General features: G+C 53.5%; 15 protein-coding genes and 1 tRNA gene. 6 read left to right on the plus strand and 10 right to left on the minus strand.

Translation table 11 applies throughout. The annotated features are described in order from the left end of the window. Window positions 1-330 precede the first annotated feature (330 nt). Window positions 331-1,692 (plus strand): 8-oxoguanine deaminase, encoded by a 1,362-nt coding sequence (locus tag ACTS3T_RS12620; protein WP_377960927.1) that lies wholly within the window; start codon window positions 331-333, stop codon window positions 1,690-1,692. A gap of 52 nt (window positions 1,693-1,744) precedes the next feature. Here ACTS3T_RS12620 and ACTS3T_RS12625 read toward each other — a convergent pair whose 3' ends face one another. Beyond that, window positions 1,745-2,266, minus strand: coding sequence for a Rieske 2Fe-2S domain-containing protein (locus tag ACTS3T_RS12625; protein WP_377960924.1), 522 nt, complete (start codon window positions 2,264-2,266; stop codon window positions 1,745-1,747). Between the two features lie 330 nt (window positions 2,267-2,596). Between ACTS3T_RS12625 and ACTS3T_RS12630 the strand changes: the two genes are divergently transcribed. Then, the gene (locus ACTS3T_RS12630; RefSeq protein WP_377960921.1) at window positions 2,597-3,073 is read left to right on the plus strand and encodes a YbjN domain-containing protein; all 477 of its coding nucleotides are present in this window, start codon (window positions 2,597-2,599) and stop codon (window positions 3,071-3,073) included. Between the two features lie 36 nt (window positions 3,074-3,109). Here the strand turns inward: ACTS3T_RS12630 and ACTS3T_RS12635 are convergent, their stop codons facing one another. From ACTS3T_RS12635 to ACTS3T_RS12670, 8 genes are all read right to left on the minus strand, one after another. Further along, window positions 3,110-4,210, minus strand: coding sequence for a protein kinase domain-containing protein (locus ACTS3T_RS12635; protein WP_377960919.1), 1,101 nt, complete (start codon window positions 4,208-4,210; stop codon window positions 3,110-3,112). Window positions 4,211-4,223: 13 nt separating this feature from the next. Further along, window positions 4,224-8,528, minus strand: a complete 4,305-nt coding sequence (locus tag ACTS3T_RS12640; protein WP_377960917.1) for a tetratricopeptide repeat protein — start codon at window positions 8,526-8,528, stop codon at window positions 4,224-4,226. Between the two features lie 168 nt (window positions 8,529-8,696). Beyond that, window positions 8,697-8,770 (minus strand) — tRNA-Pro (locus ACTS3T_RS12645). 82 nt (window positions 8,771-8,852) lie between these two features. Continuing rightward, on the minus strand, window positions 8,853-9,152 hold the full coding sequence (locus tag ACTS3T_RS12650) for a hypothetical protein (RefSeq protein WP_377960914.1): 300 nt from the start codon (window positions 9,150-9,152) through the stop codon (window positions 8,853-8,855). A gap of 90 nt (window positions 9,153-9,242) precedes the next feature. After that, the gene (locus ACTS3T_RS12655; RefSeq protein WP_377960912.1) at window positions 9,243-10,424 is read right to left on the minus strand and encodes a D-Ala-D-Ala carboxypeptidase family metallohydrolase; all 1,182 of its coding nucleotides are present in this window, start codon (window positions 10,422-10,424) and stop codon (window positions 9,243-9,245) included. 111 nt (window positions 10,425-10,535) lie between these two features. Then, the gene (locus tag ACTS3T_RS12660; RefSeq protein ID WP_377960910.1) at window positions 10,536-10,898 is read right to left on the minus strand and encodes a DUF1818 family protein; all 363 of its coding nucleotides are present in this window, start codon (window positions 10,896-10,898) and stop codon (window positions 10,536-10,538) included. A 6-nt stretch (window positions 10,899-10,904) separates the two neighbouring features. Beyond that, window positions 10,905-11,489 (minus strand): hypothetical protein, encoded by a 585-nt coding sequence (locus tag ACTS3T_RS12665; protein WP_377960907.1) that lies wholly within the window; start codon window positions 11,487-11,489, stop codon window positions 10,905-10,907. Window positions 11,490-11,494: 5 nt separating this feature from the next. Then, window positions 11,495-11,725 carry a DNA-directed RNA polymerase subunit omega gene (locus ACTS3T_RS12670; RefSeq protein WP_377960954.1) on the minus strand — a complete coding sequence of 77 codons (231 nt, stop codon included), beginning with the start codon at window positions 11,723-11,725 and terminating at the stop codon, window positions 11,495-11,497. A gap of 181 nt (window positions 11,726-11,906) precedes the next feature. Here ACTS3T_RS12670 and ACTS3T_RS12675 point away from each other — a divergent pair, with 181 nt between their 5' ends. Next, entirely contained in the window at window positions 11,907-12,593 is a 687-nt protein-coding gene (locus ACTS3T_RS12675) for a GDSL-type esterase/lipase family protein (RefSeq protein WP_377960905.1), read from the plus strand. A gap of 1 nt (window position 12,594) precedes the next feature. Here ACTS3T_RS12675 and ACTS3T_RS12680 read toward each other — a convergent pair whose 3' ends face one another. Next, window positions 12,595-12,768 (minus strand): hypothetical protein, encoded by a 174-nt coding sequence (locus tag ACTS3T_RS12680; RefSeq protein WP_377960903.1) that lies wholly within the window; start codon window positions 12,766-12,768, stop codon window positions 12,595-12,597. 743 nt (window positions 12,769-13,511) lie between these two features. Between ACTS3T_RS12680 and ACTS3T_RS12685 the strand changes: the two genes are divergently transcribed. The 3 genes from ACTS3T_RS12685 to kdsA are packed head-to-tail and all read left to right on the plus strand — an operon-like array spanning window position 13,512 to window position 16,086. After that, window positions 13,512-14,516 (plus strand): KpsF/GutQ family sugar-phosphate isomerase, encoded by a 1,005-nt coding sequence (locus ACTS3T_RS12685; protein WP_377960900.1) that lies wholly within the window; start codon window positions 13,512-13,514, stop codon window positions 14,514-14,516. Then, window positions 14,513-15,247, plus strand: a complete 735-nt coding sequence (kdsB, locus tag ACTS3T_RS12690) for a 3-deoxy-manno-octulosonate cytidylyltransferase (protein ID WP_377960898.1) — start codon at window positions 14,513-14,515, stop codon at window positions 15,245-15,247. The genes ACTS3T_RS12685 and kdsB overlap by 4 nt, the downstream gene beginning before the upstream one ends. Next, on the plus strand, window positions 15,244-16,086 hold the full coding sequence (kdsA, locus tag ACTS3T_RS12695; protein ID WP_377960895.1) for a 3-deoxy-8-phosphooctulonate synthase: 843 nt from the start codon (window positions 15,244-15,246) through the stop codon (window positions 16,084-16,086). The genes kdsB and kdsA overlap by 4 nt, the downstream gene beginning before the upstream one ends.

Here is a 16,086-nt window from a genome sequence, read left to right on the forward strand (position 1 = left end):
CCGTTTATGCGCTGTGGCAAACCGCTCAGGCGATCGCCAGGAATTGTTCATACTTTCTGCCCTCTGCCTTTCGCCTTTTGGGGTCAGACCTTGATTTTTTATAGGCCAAAACAACAGAAGGTTATAGCGATCGCCACCAGGGTTAAGCCGCTTCAACGGCTGCAAGCCGCTGACCAAAACGCTTTGCTTCTGCCCTCTGCCTTTCGCCTTCTGCCTTTCGCTAACAGCTCTAACAACGCTACCTGCTCTAAAAATTGTTCGCTGCATGCCTGCAATCTACGCCAAAATCGATTAGGCTACAGCTTGTGTCGCTTCGGCTGGAGAAATCAGGTGGCCACGGTTCTGGTTAAAAATATTCATACGCTGGTAACGATGGACGCGCAGCGGCGAGAAATTCGCAATGCAGCGCTACTGATTCGCGATCGCGCAATCGAGCAGGTTGGCCCTACAGATACGCTACCTGATACGGCTGACGAGGTGTTAGATCTGCAAGGTCGCCATGTTGTGTTGCCAGGGCTGGTCAATACCCACCATCACTTTATTCAGTCGTTGACGCGGGCGGTACCGGGGGCACAAGATGCCGACCTGTTTAACTGGCTCACAGCGCTTTATCCTTTCTGGTCACGGCTAACGGCAAAAGGGGTTTATATTGGCGCTCAGGTAGCCGCTGCCGAGCTAATGCTTTCTGGCTGTACCACCGCTAGCGACCACCTCTATCTGTTTCCCAACGACTGCACCTTAGATGATGAAATTCAGGCTATGCAAGAAATTGGCCTGCGATTTCATGCCAGCCGGGGCAGCATGAGCCTGGGGCAAAGCAAAGGGGGTCTCCCCCCCGATCACCTCATTGAAGATGAAGCCAGCATTCTGGCCGACTGCCAGCGGGTAATTGAGCAATATCACGACAATAGCCGTCATGCCATGCTGCGGATTACCGTGGCTCCCTGTTCGCCTTTTACAGTTTCGCCAGATTTGATGCGCGAGTCGGCTAAGCTGGCTCGTAGCTATGCAGGGGTGCGGCTGCACACCCACTTAGCCGAAAACAGCTCTGATGTGGAATATAGCCTGTCGCAGTTTCAGCTAATACCGGGCGACTACGCGGAGTCGGTTGGCTGGCTAGGGGAAGATGTTTGGCATGCGCATTGTGTCAAACTCAGCGATCGCTCAATTGAGAAATTTGGCCGCAGCGGTACAGGCGTGGCTCATTGCCCTTGTAGCAACATGCGTTTGGCTAGCGGCATTGCCCCCATTCGTAAAATGCTGGATCAGGGTGTACCCGTAGGCTTAGGGGTTGATGGCTCAGCCTCTAATGACTCTGGCAATCTCATGCATGAAGCCCGTATGGCTTTTCTGGCGGCGCGAGTCCGTGAAGAAAACGCAGCGGCGATGACGGCTCGCCAAGCGCTAGAAATTGCCACTCTGGGCGGCGCAAGGGTTTTAGGGCGAGATGATATTGGTTACCTGGCTCCTGGTATGTCAGCCGACTTTATTGCCATCAATACCGATCGCCTCGGCTTTGCAGGCGCACAGCATGACGTGGTAGCAGCCCTGATTTTGTGCCAAACCAATGGGGTAGACTACAGCTTTATTAACGGGCGCAAAGTGGTTGATCAAGGCCAGCTCACAACCCTAGATTTGCCCCTGCTCGTTGAGCGGCAAAACCAACTGGCCAGAGCGATGATGGACGGTTAAATTTAGCTTTCTAGCAAAGCTTTCTCAGGACGGTACGCGCCTTACCCAGCGACTACTCTCTTGGATCTGCTTCAGGGGGCTGATCGAGCAGCCCCACTTTGTCGTCACCCGTCGCGACCGTAATCAGCGCCAGCGAACGAACAGCCGGCCCGCGGGTTACCCGGCCTAGCGAATCGTAGCGAGAACCGTGGCAGGGGCAGACAAAAGCTTCTCCGTTCCAATCCACAATGCAGCCCAGGTGAGTGCAAACAGCGCTAAGGCCATAAGGGGCGATCGCGGGGCCGTCTGTAATCACAATAAAGGCAGGCTTTTCTAAACCTTCAACCCGAACGCGATCGCCGACAGCCTGTTGCGTCAGCAAAGCACTCACCGAGTAAACAGTGCCTTCAGCGTCAGTCGCCGGGGTACCCGGTACATAATCAGCACAGCGAGAATTATAGGGATATTTCAGGCAGAGCTGCTCTAGATCTAGCGCCTGCCCCTGACGAGAAAAATCGAACAGCCAACCCAGGGCGATCGCCCCCAAACTACTGCCGACAGCGTAGCGTAAGAATCGACGGCGACTACTATTCATTGCAGGGTGCCAGGGTGAGGGGAAACTTTTATGGCTAAAGGCAGAAGGCAAAAAGCAGAGGGCAGAAGCAAAGCTTTTCTGTCAGCAACTTTTAGCCCGTTAAATGTCTTAACCGCAGGGGTTACAGCTATAAAATAGCTCAGTCTGACGACCAACGGGTGTTAAGTTATGCGCTAACGCTGAGCGGCTTTTAAGGTTTTCTGGCTAGCAAACCTAGTTAATGGGGCTTGCCCCGGTCGGATTTGACTAAACCTTAAAGAACTTTGCGACCGACGCTGTGTTAGAAACGAATGAGATTAAATAGGCTGAGCTAAAGACAAAACCTTAACTATGGCAATCAATCAACTCGATTTTGAATCTTCTCTAGAAAACGATCTCGACGAGAGCGCGATCGCACCGAACTATGTAGACATCATTGAAACGGTAATCTCCAGCCTGGAGCAAGACCAAAGTGCAATGGTGAGCCACACGGATGAAGGTCATCTGTGGAAATTTACCTACGGTAGCGTCGAGGTCTATGTTCAGCTTTCAGGAACGACCGACGACGACACCCTCACTGTTTGGGCGACCGTGCTGAAGCTGCCTGTGCCAGAAGAAGCCAAACTAATGCGCCGCTTGCTAGAAATGAACTGTGGGGGCACTTTTGAAGCTTGCTTTGGCATTTTGGGTAACGACGTGGTAGTTTTAGCCAGCCGCATTTTAGAAGATATCTCAGCGGCGGAGATTTCCCGGTTGATGACGATTGTGGCAACCATTGCCGACGACAATGACGACCCCCTCAAAGGGGAGTTTGGCTCAGCCAGCTAAGCGCCGTCCGCCTTCTTTGAACTGGCAACAGGCTGCCTACCCCCTCCTGGCAACCCTGCTGTTGACCTCAGCAGGATTGTCTATCCCATAGTGCTTTGTAAAATCAGGCATCAACCCGCTATAACCAGGCGATCGCGCCTGATGCGCTTGCCACCAATACCAGCCAACAATAAGCTGCACCACCAGCAAACCGACATTGGCGATCGCCAGTATTTTTGCCCAAGGAGCCGTCGAGCGATTAGGCAAGCGGGTCATCTGAGGCGATCGCAGTCGCTGCAAAATCATTTCAGTATTAGGGGGACGCTGTCCTGGAAACGGAGCCATGAGCTGATCAATCAATTCGGCAAACCAGGCTTCAACCTGAGGCGCTTGCTGCCGCCAGTGGAGTGTGCCATTAGCCGTATTTTCGCTCAGCGCCAGCGGCGACTGCCCCGTCAGCAAAAATACCAGCGATCGCCCCAACGCATAAAAATCAGACTGGGGTACCGCTTTACCGTTAATTTGCTCTAGCGGCGTATACCCCGGTGAAACAATGCTGGTAATATCTTGCTGGCCGCCGACCTTAGCTAAGTAGGTGGCGCTAATTTGGCGCACCGTACCAAAATCAATCAGCACCAGTTGGCCGTTTGGTCGCCGCATCAGGTTAGAAGGTTTAATGTCGCGGTGAAACAGCCCGCTTTGATGCAAAACGCTGAGAATTTCTAAAAGCTGGTGTAGCCAATTGAGGGCTAAAGCTTGGCTAATCGCCCCATATTTATTTACCCACTGCTCCAGCGTTTCTCCTTCAATTTGCTCCATCACCAGGCCATACAGCGTCAACCCTGAAGCGAGAGACAGCGTAAAGCTATCTTCTGTCGCCGCTTTTGGAATGCCCGCGTGGCAAAGCCGCTGTAGCGCCTCCACTTCTCGCTGAAACAGGGGTTGCAAGCGTGGATTTTTCAGCAGCTTTAAAACTTTGGGCGTGTTGCCATCCGCGATCGCAAACACCTCGGTCGCGTGCCAGGTATCCGGTTCACGGAGCGGATAGAGTAGCCGATATCGCCCCTGAATCAAAAGCGGCGTGTGGCAGGTCTGACAGTGACTCGCCGCTTTAGGATTCTGCCGCTGAGAGCATTGAGGGTTGATGCAGTAGCTCATTTGGGCACCTCCCTTATTGAGCAGCACCACTGAGCACGAACCCTGACCAGTCGCGCGGATCGGGAAAGCGTTCTAGCATCGCCAGCATAGCCTGACGCAGAGATTGAGCTGGATCACCCGTTTGCTGGAGCTGATGATAAAACTCGGTCATTAGCAGCGCCGTAGGCGCATCCGGAACGGCCCATAATGAAACCAAAACGCTCGGCACCCCAGCGGAAATAAACGATCGCGAAAGCCCCACAACGCCGTCTCCAGTGATGGTGCCCCGGCCTGTGTCGCAGGCGCTGAGCACCACCAGATCAGCGCTGAGATTGAGGTCTAAAATTTCGCGGGCTGTCAGCAATCCGTCACTCTCAGCCGTAGGCGCTAGCGCCAAAGCACCTGGCACATCCCGAATGCCCGAATCGCTGGGCAGTCCATACTCCAAAAGGCCATGCGTTGCCAGATGAATAATTCGAGCCGTTGGCATCTGAGCCGTGACAGCGGCTTCGGTGGCTTGGCTACCCGTAATCGCAGTGGTGTGATATAGCTCGGCGATCGCCTCGGCTTCTTGCTCAGCACCCGGTAACGGCGGTAAGGGCTGCGCCCTTTCTCCGGGGACTAAAGAGAGGCTAGGCATTGCCGGGTTGCCCACAATCAAAACATCGGTGGTCAGACTGCGCGATCGGCCACTGGCTGGCGGCGTCAGCGCCAATACTTGAATAGACGGTGCCGTCAGCAGAGTGTGTTGCTGAATCAGATAATCGCCCGCAGCATTTTGCAACGCCGCAAATGGCACTAAAAATAGCTCTCCCTGCGGCATAAAAATAACGCGATCGCCAGGGTCAGTCGGCAACCAGTCGGCAATTGGCGCAATCAAAATTTCATATAGCTGTTTTAGCGGCGCGGGGTGATCAGGTGCCGAATTAGCGGCATAGCTCACGCCAATACTGCGCACCCCGCGTACCCCAACCCGCGTATCTGCCACCAGGGGAGCTAGTCCCGCAGATGGCAGCTCAACCTGCCGAAAGCCAATGTCGCCACTGGGCTGTACGACCCAAATATAAAGATAGGGACGTTCTTGCTGCGTCACCAAGGAATATTCAACCAGAGTGGCTTGTTGTCGCTGGGCAACTTGGCGAATCTCCGCCAGCGAAGGGACACTAACCAGCGAACTCGCCTCCGCCTGCCGCCCCACCAGCAGCTCAACAAAAGCTCTTGCCCGCCCCCGCTCCGCAATCGTCAGCGCCGCTTCCGGCTGATTTTGAGCAATCAGAGCCGTTTGCCACTGGCGGTAGGTGCTGGCCTGGGTGTCAAATAGAGACACCTTTTCGGCATCGGCTAAACCGGGGCGTAGCGTTTCCCAAATGGCGACGGCGGCGCTGAACTGTTGAGCCGCGACCTCAGGCTGACCCAACGCTAGCTGCGATCGCCCCAGGTTAGTGAGCGAAATGCCTTCCCCTACCCGGTCGCCAATTTCAGTTTGAATGGCCAGCGCTTGTTCGAGATAGGGAATGCCCTGCTGCGGCTGTCCCAGAGCCTCATAAAGTAAGCCAATGTTGTTCAAGGCGCTGGCAACAGCAGCGCGATCGCCAACTGCCTGGTTGAGTGCCAAAGCTTGCTGGTAGTAGTCAAGCGCTCGGTCATACTGCTGTAGGTCATCGTAGACCAGGCCAATATTGCTCAGCGTCGCCGCCGCCCCCGCGCGATCGCCAATTTCGGTTTGAATGGCCAGCGCCTGCTGCAAAGCAGCCTGCGCCTGATCGTACTGAGCCTGCTGAATTTGCGCCGCGCCAATATTGTTTAAGGTAATCGCCGCTTCCGCCCGACTACCAATTTCGGTTAAATCGGCTAGCGCTTGCTGGTAGAGGGCGATCGCCCGCTGGGGCTGTCCCAGGTTGTCGTAAAGCTGACCCAAATTGTTGCGGCTGACGGCGGCTCCCAGGCGATCGCCAATTGTTTGGCGCAAAGCCAGTGCTTGCTGATAGCGATCGAGGGCCTGGGGATAGTTGCCTTGCGACAAATAAACAGAGCCAATATTGTTGAGCGTATTGGCAATACCTGCTTGTTCATCCAGCGCGGTGTAGCGATCGAGGGCTTGCTGGTAATAGCTTAAGGCCGTTTCATACTGGCTTTGATTGTCATACAGACTGCCCAGATTATTCAGGGCGCTAGCTGCCATACTGAGGTCGCCCAACTGCTCAATCAGAGCCAGTCCCTGCTGAGTGTAGTCGAGCGCAGTAGCAAAATCGCCTCTGGCTCCATACAGGCTGCCCAGGTTGTTGAGCGTGGTGGCTTCGCCGCTGCGATCGCCCAGTTGCCGCCGAATCACCAGCGCCTGCTCGTAGTAGGCTAATGCTTTGTCATACTGGCTGAGGTCGCCATAGACCAGCCCTAAATTGCTCAGGGTAGTGCCTTCTAGCAATTTTGCCCCCAGCGTTTGGGCAATTTCAAGCGCCTGCTCAAACATCGCTAGCGCTTGGCCGTATTGCCCCTGAGCGGTGTAGGTGCTGCCCAAATTATTGAGGACGGTGCCTTCGCCGACGCGATCGCCGAGCTGTTGCCGCAAGGCCAGCGACTGCTGATAGTAGCTTTCAGCCACAGCAAACTGGGCGCGGCTTTCGGCTACATTGCCCAGGTTGTTGAGCAGCGTTGCCTCAGCCGGAACGTTGCCTAAAGACTGGGCGATCGCCAGCGCCTGCTGAAACTGATCAATGGCAGCATCATACTGATTTTGCGCCGCTAAAACCTGCGCCAGATTATTCAGCGCCACCTGTTCACCAGCGCGATCTCCCAGCGATTGGGCAATGGCGAGCGACTGCTGATAGTATTGGCGGGCGGCTTCGTAGCGGCCTTGCAAGCTTTCTAAATTGCCCAGGTTGCTGAGCGTGGTAGCTTCAGAATCGCGATCGCCAATTTGAACGGCCAGGGTACGGGCTTGCTCAAAGGCGGCTGTTGCCTCAGCATACTGCCCCAGGTTGAGGTAAACGCTCCCCAGGTTATTCCAGGCAATGCCCTGCTCTAGCGGCCCACCCACCTGCTGCAAACGCGCTAGCGCCTGCTGATAATAGTCTAGGGCTTGCCTGTATTGCCCCTGAGCGTTATAAATGCCGCCAAGATTGCTGAGCAAAATGCCTTCACCTTGGCGATCGCCTGTTTGCTGAATCCGCGCTAGCGCCTGCTGATAATAGTCCAGCGCTTGCGGGTAGTCGCCTTGGTTAGAGTAGGCTTCCCCCAGGTTGTTGAGCAGCGTTCCTTCTAAATTGAGGCGAAAGTTAGAGGGTTCGTCAGCCGCCGAAGCCAGCAAAGCCATGACCTGCTGATACTGAGCGATCGCCTGGTTGTATAAGCCTTGCTGGGCGTAGAGTTGGCCGATGTTGCCTAGAGCGACCAGTTGAGTGTCTAGGTCTTGCTGCGCCTGACCAATCGCCACCACCTGTTGATAAAAGTCTAGGGCGCGGGCATATTGCCCCTGATCGTCATAGGCCGTCCCTAAATTGTTGAGAATAATTGCTTCTGAAAGGCGATCGCCTAGCGCCTGACTCATAGCTAGCGCCTGTTCCAGAGCGCGAATGCCGCTTTCATACTGGCCTAAAACATTGTAAGTGCTGCCTAAAGCCGTCAGCGCCCTCACCTGACCCGCGCGATCGCCTGTTTGTTGCCACTGGGCTAGCGCTTGCTCAAAGGCGGCGATCGCCGCCGTAAACTCGCCTTGCTCGTAGAAGGCATATCCCTGGCGAAACAAATCGGTTGTAGAAGTCGTTTCAACCGCCTGAGAGACAGCCCGCGATCCGGCAATGCGAAACGAATTAAAAAAAGCTTCTGCCTCAGCGGGTAGCGTCGGCGTGGCCGTTGCGCCCACCCCCACAATATAAAGCCGCTGGTTGGCCCAAATAAGCTGAAATCGGGCTAAACCACCCGTCTCTTCTTGGATCGTTAGATCTCGCGTAGGATACCCCTGCACCTGGGTAGCCTGCTCTTGCAGCAATTGCCCGCTACTCAAAAAGCGATCGCGCACCGCATCAAATACCTGCTGCACCTGGGCGGCCTCTGCCTGAGAATGAGCTAGGGGCAAATCCTGGTAGCCGACGAGATAGCTCACAGCCCCAGCTTCTAGCTCTACGGTAAAGAGTTGCACCCCGTCTTGTTGGCTCAAAGTGGGTGCCGCCGGAAAGGCAATGCTAAAACGACCCGCCGCTGAGGTAAACAGCTCAGCAGCAGCAGGAGTATGCTGCGCCAAATTCAGGGTAGCCACGGCTGGCCGGGGAGCAGCGATCGCCGCCGTAGCCCCTGCCCACGCGATCATCATTAGCGATAGAACGCCAGCACGACTTAGCATCCACTTACCTCCATCGCTATCATCGCCCGATCGCCCCAAAGTCGGCAGCCACGATACATAATTGTTGAGATCCTGGCCGACAGCCTGCTGGCGTTAGCTGGTCAATGTCTTTAAAAACTTAAAACCCGCCAGAAGCTGTAAGGCTTATCCCTGGCGGGTTTTGCTGAATCGGAGCGGCGGGATTTGAACCCACGACCCCCACTACCCCAAAGTGGTGCGCTACCAAGCTGCGCTACGCCCCGTGACTTCACGCTTATCAAGCATAGCATAGGAAACTCAGCCGACTTGATCAAGTTTTGCCTGAAGTTCTCAGAGGTGGCTGTACTAAAAAGTTGCTTGCATCGGCGTCACCTGCTCTGCTAGAGGCAGCACATCTCGGCCTTGCAGATTGGGGATGGGCGGCGTCGCTTCAACTTTGAGGACGTTGTTGGTGTTGATAAACACTGTGCGCTCTGGTAAGTGCAAAATCCACCAGTGCGACTCTAGCAAATGCCGTGTGTTCATTTGAAACTGGGACGTGGTGGTGGCTTGTTCGCCGACTGGTTGCGGAATCAAAAAAGACTCAACCTGGCCATCTCGATAGTAAAACGTAATTTGAGTGGCACTGCCCGATGCAACATCCATGGTTCTATCCTTTGAGTGACGGAGCCAGCAAAGGCGATCGCTTTACCTGGCCTTTGCCCGATATTACTGTATTGCCAGCGGTTTGAGCCGCTAGAATCCGTAAGACCAGCGGGCGTTATAGCCACGCGTATCAATGTGGGTAAATACCGTCGCGCTGGCCAAGCCCCCTTTAGAACCCCACCAACCATTTAAGCGATCATAGACATCGTAAGGATGGATACCCGAAACCACAAAATCGACCGCATCCCCCGACAAATGGCGAGAAAAGCGAGCCCCACCTACCGCCGCATTGGTTTTTGGATCTCGATACCAAGAATTTACCCGAATTGAGCGATCGCCGAGGCGCTTACGCACTTCTTCCATGGCCTTCGCCACGCGGATAATGCCATAGACCACACCCGCATTGACGGGAATACGGGTGCCGTTGTGGGTGGCTTCTGCCCAGGTAAAGTTGCCGTTCGGCAAAATTGGATTAGCCAGGTAGTAAACCCCTTGAAAACCGGGCAGACGAATGCTGGCACCGCGATTAGGCGGCGCGGTATTGGCCGAGTCTTTCGGTTTATTGTCAGGCTCATTGCCTTCAATTTGCACATCCGGCATATAGGCGTACCAGGTGTTGCGATTTTCTGGGCCTAAAAAGGCACTGCGCAACGCTATTTTGATGTGGCCGTTTTCGGCGGGGGTGTGGGAAGTAATTTCAAAAACAGTCCCGTTTTTGACGAAAACTTTTTCGTTGTCAGTTAGTTCGCTGGAGAGTTTCGGCTCTAGCTTAAAAAGCGTATCGCTAATGACTTTAAGCGTAATGCTAGAACCTTGTACCCGTAAATCAGGGTTAAACGCATACCAGGTATTGCGATTTTCTGAGCCCAAAAAAGCATTGGCGATCGCAACTTTCAGGTGATTACCCTCAGCGGGCAAATAAGACTGCAAATCAAATTGAGTGCCGTTTTTGACAAAAACTTTTTCTTGATCCGAAAGCTGACTAGACAAAACCGGACGCAATTTAAACAGGGTGTCGCTAATAACTTGCAGCTTTACAGCAGATTCTTCTAGCTGAATATCGGGTTTATAAACATACCAGTCGGTTGCTTCGTCTGCTCCCAACGTTTGATTCGCCAGCGCAATTTTGAGGTGATTATCGGCGGCTTCTACGTAAAATTCAATCTCAAATTCAGTTCCATTTTTAACAAAAACTTTCTCAGCCTCTGACAGCTCTTTAGAAAGCTTTGGGCTGCGCTTAAACAGGGTATCGCTCGTAACTCGAATTTTCATGGCAAGACGTCCCCAATCATTGATGCCGCTAGGCCAACAATATCGTGCTTAGCCTAGCTTCTACAGCCGCGATCGCCAAGCCGACATTACAAAACAGTTACAAGAGATACGCTAAAACAGCCGCAGCCCCGGAATGGCTCGAATCACCTCAGCCGCCGTACCCGGTGGCCAAGCCCCCTCTCCCCCTCGTCCCGTAAACAAAATAAAACGCAGACTATAGCTTTGCGGATACCCCTCAACTTCGAGCCACAGCAATTCGCTCTCTGCTTCACAAGTGATCCGTTCTTCAGCCATCAGTTCAGCTGATATTTGCTGCAAAGTCGTTGCCAGTTGCAGCGTGAGACGGCAAAAATCTTCTAACTCTGCTGCTGTCAGCTCTAAAGCCCAGTGCTCACCCCCTAACAATCCCCGAAACTCCGGTGCTTCCGGATCCCAGCCCAAACGCCACCCCTGACCTGACTTAATTTGACGCATGAAGCACTAGCGCAGCAATTCAGCCGCTCCCGGTCGGGTAATGATAGGGGTCGGAGTAGGGGCTGTGGTTTCAGCGGCTCCTGTAGACTCTGTCTCTGCTGGCATCAGATCTGGGTGAAAAGCCGTTATCAGCGCTTGAATCAGGTCGTTGCGCTGCTGACGGCTAAGACCACGAATGGCCTCTGTATCACCCGCTAAAGGATTGCGGTCATAGCGAGTAGCAAAGGGATACTCCCGGGGATTAATGCGCTCATTTGCCCCCAAATAGTCTGCCAGGGTTAGCTTCCAATCCAAGCGAGACTGGGTCGATCGCCCTTTGACGTAGTAGTGATAGCGAGCAATGCGAGTAACCAGCGTATGATCGCTGTCGCCAGCGGCGGCACTGGTCTCTATATAATCGTCTTCTAGCGGCAGGTCAGGGATTTGTTCATAGACCTGTTGCGAAATTTGCCCCTGCTGAATTTGCCGCGCCGGAGATTGAGCCAAAGCGGGCTGCAGATGAGCAAACAGCGCTCCACTACTCGCGAACAGGCCAGCTAGCAGTATCCCCACGCCCCATCGCCAGCTAAAACTCCGCAGCCGCTTTGCCATGCCAATTATTCTCCGATAATCTCAGGTTGAGTTAGCTCATCCGACATTTCAATAATGGCTCTTAGTACGGGCTTCATCTTCGGATCGTCGAGCGCATCAAACTCTTCAAAACGGCGTCTTTGCGCTCTGTTGGCAACTTGAACGGTAATTCGATAGCGGTTAGAAGCAGCACTGATTAATTCTTCAGTACGGCGCATCAGCTGGTTGTTATCGAAAGGCGAGCGCTTCTTGAGCATGGATTTCACAAACCTTCATGGATATCTCTTCAGTTTACCAAACCGATCGCGGCTACCTTTTTGTAAAGAATTGAAAAGTACAGCCACTTAATGATAGGGTTCCTTCCAAGTAGAAATTTTGCGTTTGCTTAGCAACCTGTCCGGTTACAACTCAGTCAACTAGGTTTGGACATTCTCAAAGATGACTATGGTAGCTTTGCCTGTGGCCCAACGCGTTGCTGCCCTACCCAAAAAGGTGGTGGCGATTGGAGACAGCTTGGTTTACGGCTTTGGAGATCCAGAAGGGGGCGGTTGGGTTGAGCGACTGAGGCGGCGCAGCATGGCCCCTGAAAGCCCTGGCCCTGTTATTTATAACCTGGGAGTTCGAGGCGATGGGGTGCAGCAGGTGGCCTGTCGCTTAGAAGGCGAGTTTCGCTACCGGGGAGAACTTCGCAATCGGGTGCCCGATTTGATTTTGCTTTCCGTTGGGGTGAACGATTCCGCTCAGGTGGGCAAACGCGGAGGACGCAACCTGACAGAATTTCACGTTTTTCAGCAGCATTTGGCCGATTTGCTCGACCAAGCTCAGCAGCTTTGTCCGGTGTTGTTTGTGGGTATGCCGCCCGTGGACGAGGCTAAAATGCCGTTTGTAGACGTGCTCTACTATTCTCACGCCCAGCAGTATCGCTATAAACAGGCCACGCAGAGCGCTTGTCGGGCTAGAGGTATTCCTTATCTTGATGTTTTTGAATTGTGGATGGCTCAGGCAGAAAGCTGGTGGCGATCGCGTTTGAGTGCCGATGGGCTACATCCCAACACCCTGGGGCATCAAACCCTGCTAGAGCATGTGCTGAACTGGCCGAGCCTACAGCAAATGATGGCCTATTAGCTCACGCGCCAACCGCTGGTCTAGCCCATAGTAAGAGCCAGCAACCCGCCAGCAAACAGGCTAAGAGCAAACGTCGCCCCCACCGGGGAGCCGGGGCAGGCGGCAAGGGGGTGGGTGTTGGGGTCTGCTGGGCAGGGGTAACAGGCCAAAGCGAAAAGGACGGCAGTTGGGTCATAGAGTGGCGGTGGGTGATGGTTACGTTCGATCGCTAAAGGCCAAAGCAGAGCGGAGAAGGAAAGGTTTTTTGGCAGCGGTTGCAACCCTTTAAGCCGCTTCCTCTAAGGGGCGACAGTCATGCCATAGACGTTTGGCTGTAGAGGGTGCTATCTACCGGGGGCAGTGGCAGCCGTGACGCTAAATTTTGTCAGCCTTAGCGGTGAGGGTTTGCTGATCTTTAAAGCGTTTATTAAGTGCCTTCCGCTTAGATGAAGTTATCATATCCAAAATTTTTCAGCGATCGCTTGTTGGGATAAACACCTAAGCAGCAACTTGATTTATTGGCAGCGAGAACGGCTCTAAATGAGCCATAGAATATCCGCCTAAACGGTCGATTTCAAGACTTTTAAAAGACTCAATATTTACCGCAAAGGAGTGTATTTTTTCGGTAAAGTCATTTGCCTAAACCTGTACAGATCTCCCGAAAATCTCGTAGGCTTGCCCTAGGTTAGACACACCTATGGGTGAATCTGTTGAGCTTCTTGCCTTCAATATCGCTATTGCAATTGAAGGCCAATGTAAGGCTTAAAACCGACCTTAAGTAACTGTTTGCGGCTAACTGAAAGGCTGTGAGCGAGTCAGTGGCAGTTAGCGTCTGCTGCTAAACAGGGCAGCACAGAACTGATGCCGCTTGTTCAGTTTCGTTTCAATCAAATTTATCTGTTTAGCTATTTTGTTACTTCTTTAAAGTGTAAGCAAATCATGCAGACTATTGTTCCACAAACGCAGACGGCTTACTGCCAGCAAGTGAGAGATTTACTGCAGCTAGAGGCTGATGCGATCGCCGCTGCGGCTCAATCTCTCAATTCTGACCAGGTTGATCAGGCAGTTAGTCTGCTGTTGCAGTGTCAGGGCAAGGTGATTCTCACTGGCGTGGGCAAATCCGGAATTGTGGCCAGAAAAATTGCGGCGACCCTGACCAGCGTGGGAACGAGCGCTATCTATCTTCATCCGGTTGATGCTTTACACGGCGATCTTGGTGTAGTCGCCGCCACCGATGTTGTGGTGCTGCTGAGCAACAGCGGTGAAACGGACGAGCTGCTAGCGATGATGCCCAGTCTGCAACAGCGACAGGTGCCTTTAATTGCTATTGTTGGCAACTTGCAATCAACGTTGGCAAAGCAGTCTCACGTTGCTTTAGCCGCCACGGTTGAACGCGAAGCCTGCCCGCTCAACCTAGCGCCGACAACCAGTACCACCGTGGCTTTGGCCATTGGCGATGCCCTGGCGATGACCCTGGTACAGATCAAAGGGCTGACACCTGAGCAATTTGCTCTCAACCACCCGGCAGGGCGATTGGGTAAACGGTTGACCCTGCGCGTCCAAGATTTAATGCATCGCGGTTTAGAAAATCCGGTAATTGCACCTCAGGCAAGCTGGTTAGAAATGGTAAGCGCCATTAGTGAAGGCGGACTAGGCGCGGTCAGCGTCGTTAACGACCAGGGCAAGCTTTTGGGCGTCGTCACCGATGGCGACTTGCGACGTTCGATTGAGCGAGTCAACCCCGCTGAGCTACCGCTACTGACAGCCGCCGCCGTCATGACCGCAAACCCCACAACCGCAAACCCCCAGCAGCTTGCCTACGACGCTTTGCAAGTGATGGAAAATCGTCCTTCTCAAATTGCGGTGTTGCCTGTTGTAGACGATCAGGAGCAATGCATCGGCATGTTGAGACTACATGATCTGGCACGGAGTGGTTTATTGTGAAAATTCTGGCTGTTATTCCTTCCCGCTATGCGTCCCAACGCTTTCCGGGTAAACCTTTGACCTTATTGGGCGATCGCCCAATGGTGCAATGGGTTTATGAAGCGGCAAAAGCTTGCCCCATCTTTGAGCAGGTGGTCGTTGCCACCGATGACGATCGCATTGCCCACCGCGTCCGGCAGTTTAGAGGCGAGGTCGAAATGACCCGCAGCGACCACCAAACGGGTACCGATCGCGTGGCCGAAGTCGCCAGCCGCTACCCGGATTACGAAGTCATTGTCAACGTTCAAGGCGATCAGCCTTTCGTCAATGCCAAAATGCTGACCCAACTGGTGCAGCCCTATTTAGACGGTCAGCGCCCTCACATGACAACGCTAGCTTGCCCCCTGCAAGAATCGGCTTACGCAGATCCCAATGCCGTCAAAGTCATTTGCAGCCAGCAGCAGCACGCGCTTTATTTCTCGCGATCGCCTATCCCTTACTTCCGCAATCCTGGCCCTGCCCCGGTTTATCATCACTTGGGGCTTTATGCATTTCGGCGCGACTTTCTCGCCCAGTATGCCGATTTAGCCCCCACCCCGCTCGAAGCCTGTGAGGGGCTAGAGCAGCTACGGGTGCTTGAGCATGGCTACACCATCGCGGTCAGCCAAACCGAAACAGCCGTTCCTGAAATCAATACCCCGGACGATTTAACTCACGCTCAGTCGTTTATTGCTCAAAAGGTAGCTTCATGATTCGATCTCAAATCACCGACAGCCTGGTTATTGGAGATGATTGCCCCCTGGCTTTGCTAGGTGGCCCCTGCGTTATCGAGTCAGCCGACTTTACGCTCAAAATGGCGACAGAGATTCGTAAAGTTTGCGATCGCCTGGGTGTTTCATTTATCTTCAAATCCTCTTTTGACAAAGCCAATCGCACTTCAATTAACTCTTTTCGCGGTCAGTCGCTTGAAACTGGCTTAGAAATTTTGCAGCGCGTCAAAACGGAAGTGGGGGTACCCGTAGTTACCGATATTCACGAAAGCTATCAAGCTGCTCCCGTAGCCGAAGTCGCCGACATTTTGCAGATTCCAGCTTTTCTCTGCCGCCAGACAGACTTACTAATGGCCGCCGCTGCCACGGGCAAAGCCATCAACGTTAAAAAAGGACAGTTTCTAGCCCCGTGGGACATGAAAAATGTAGTCACTAAGTTAGAAGCGGGCGGTGCCAAAAATATTTTGCTGACCGAACGCGGTACCAGCTTTGGCTACAACACCCTGGTAGTAGACTTTCGCGCTTTGCCCCAGATGCGAGATTTAGGTTATCCCGTCGTATTTGACGCAACTCACAGTGTACAAATGCCCGGTGGGCAGGGCACCCAGTCGGGTGGACAGCGTCAGTTTGTCCCGCCTTTGGCTCGGGCTGCTATGGCGATTGGCGTGGACGCTCTGTTTATGGAAGTTCACGAAGATCCCGACAATGCGCCCAGCGACGGGCCTAACATGGTACCGCTGGCACAGCTAGAAGCCTTACTCAAGCAGCTTTTACGTATTCGTGAAGCAACGGCTATCCGGTCTTTAGCTGGCGTTTCGTAG

It is taken from the genome of Almyronema sp. (assembly GCF_052168255.1).
In the GTDB taxonomy this organism is placed as follows: domain Bacteria; phylum Cyanobacteriota; class Cyanobacteriia; order Phormidesmidales; family Phormidesmidaceae; genus Sphaerothrix; species Sphaerothrix epifaneia.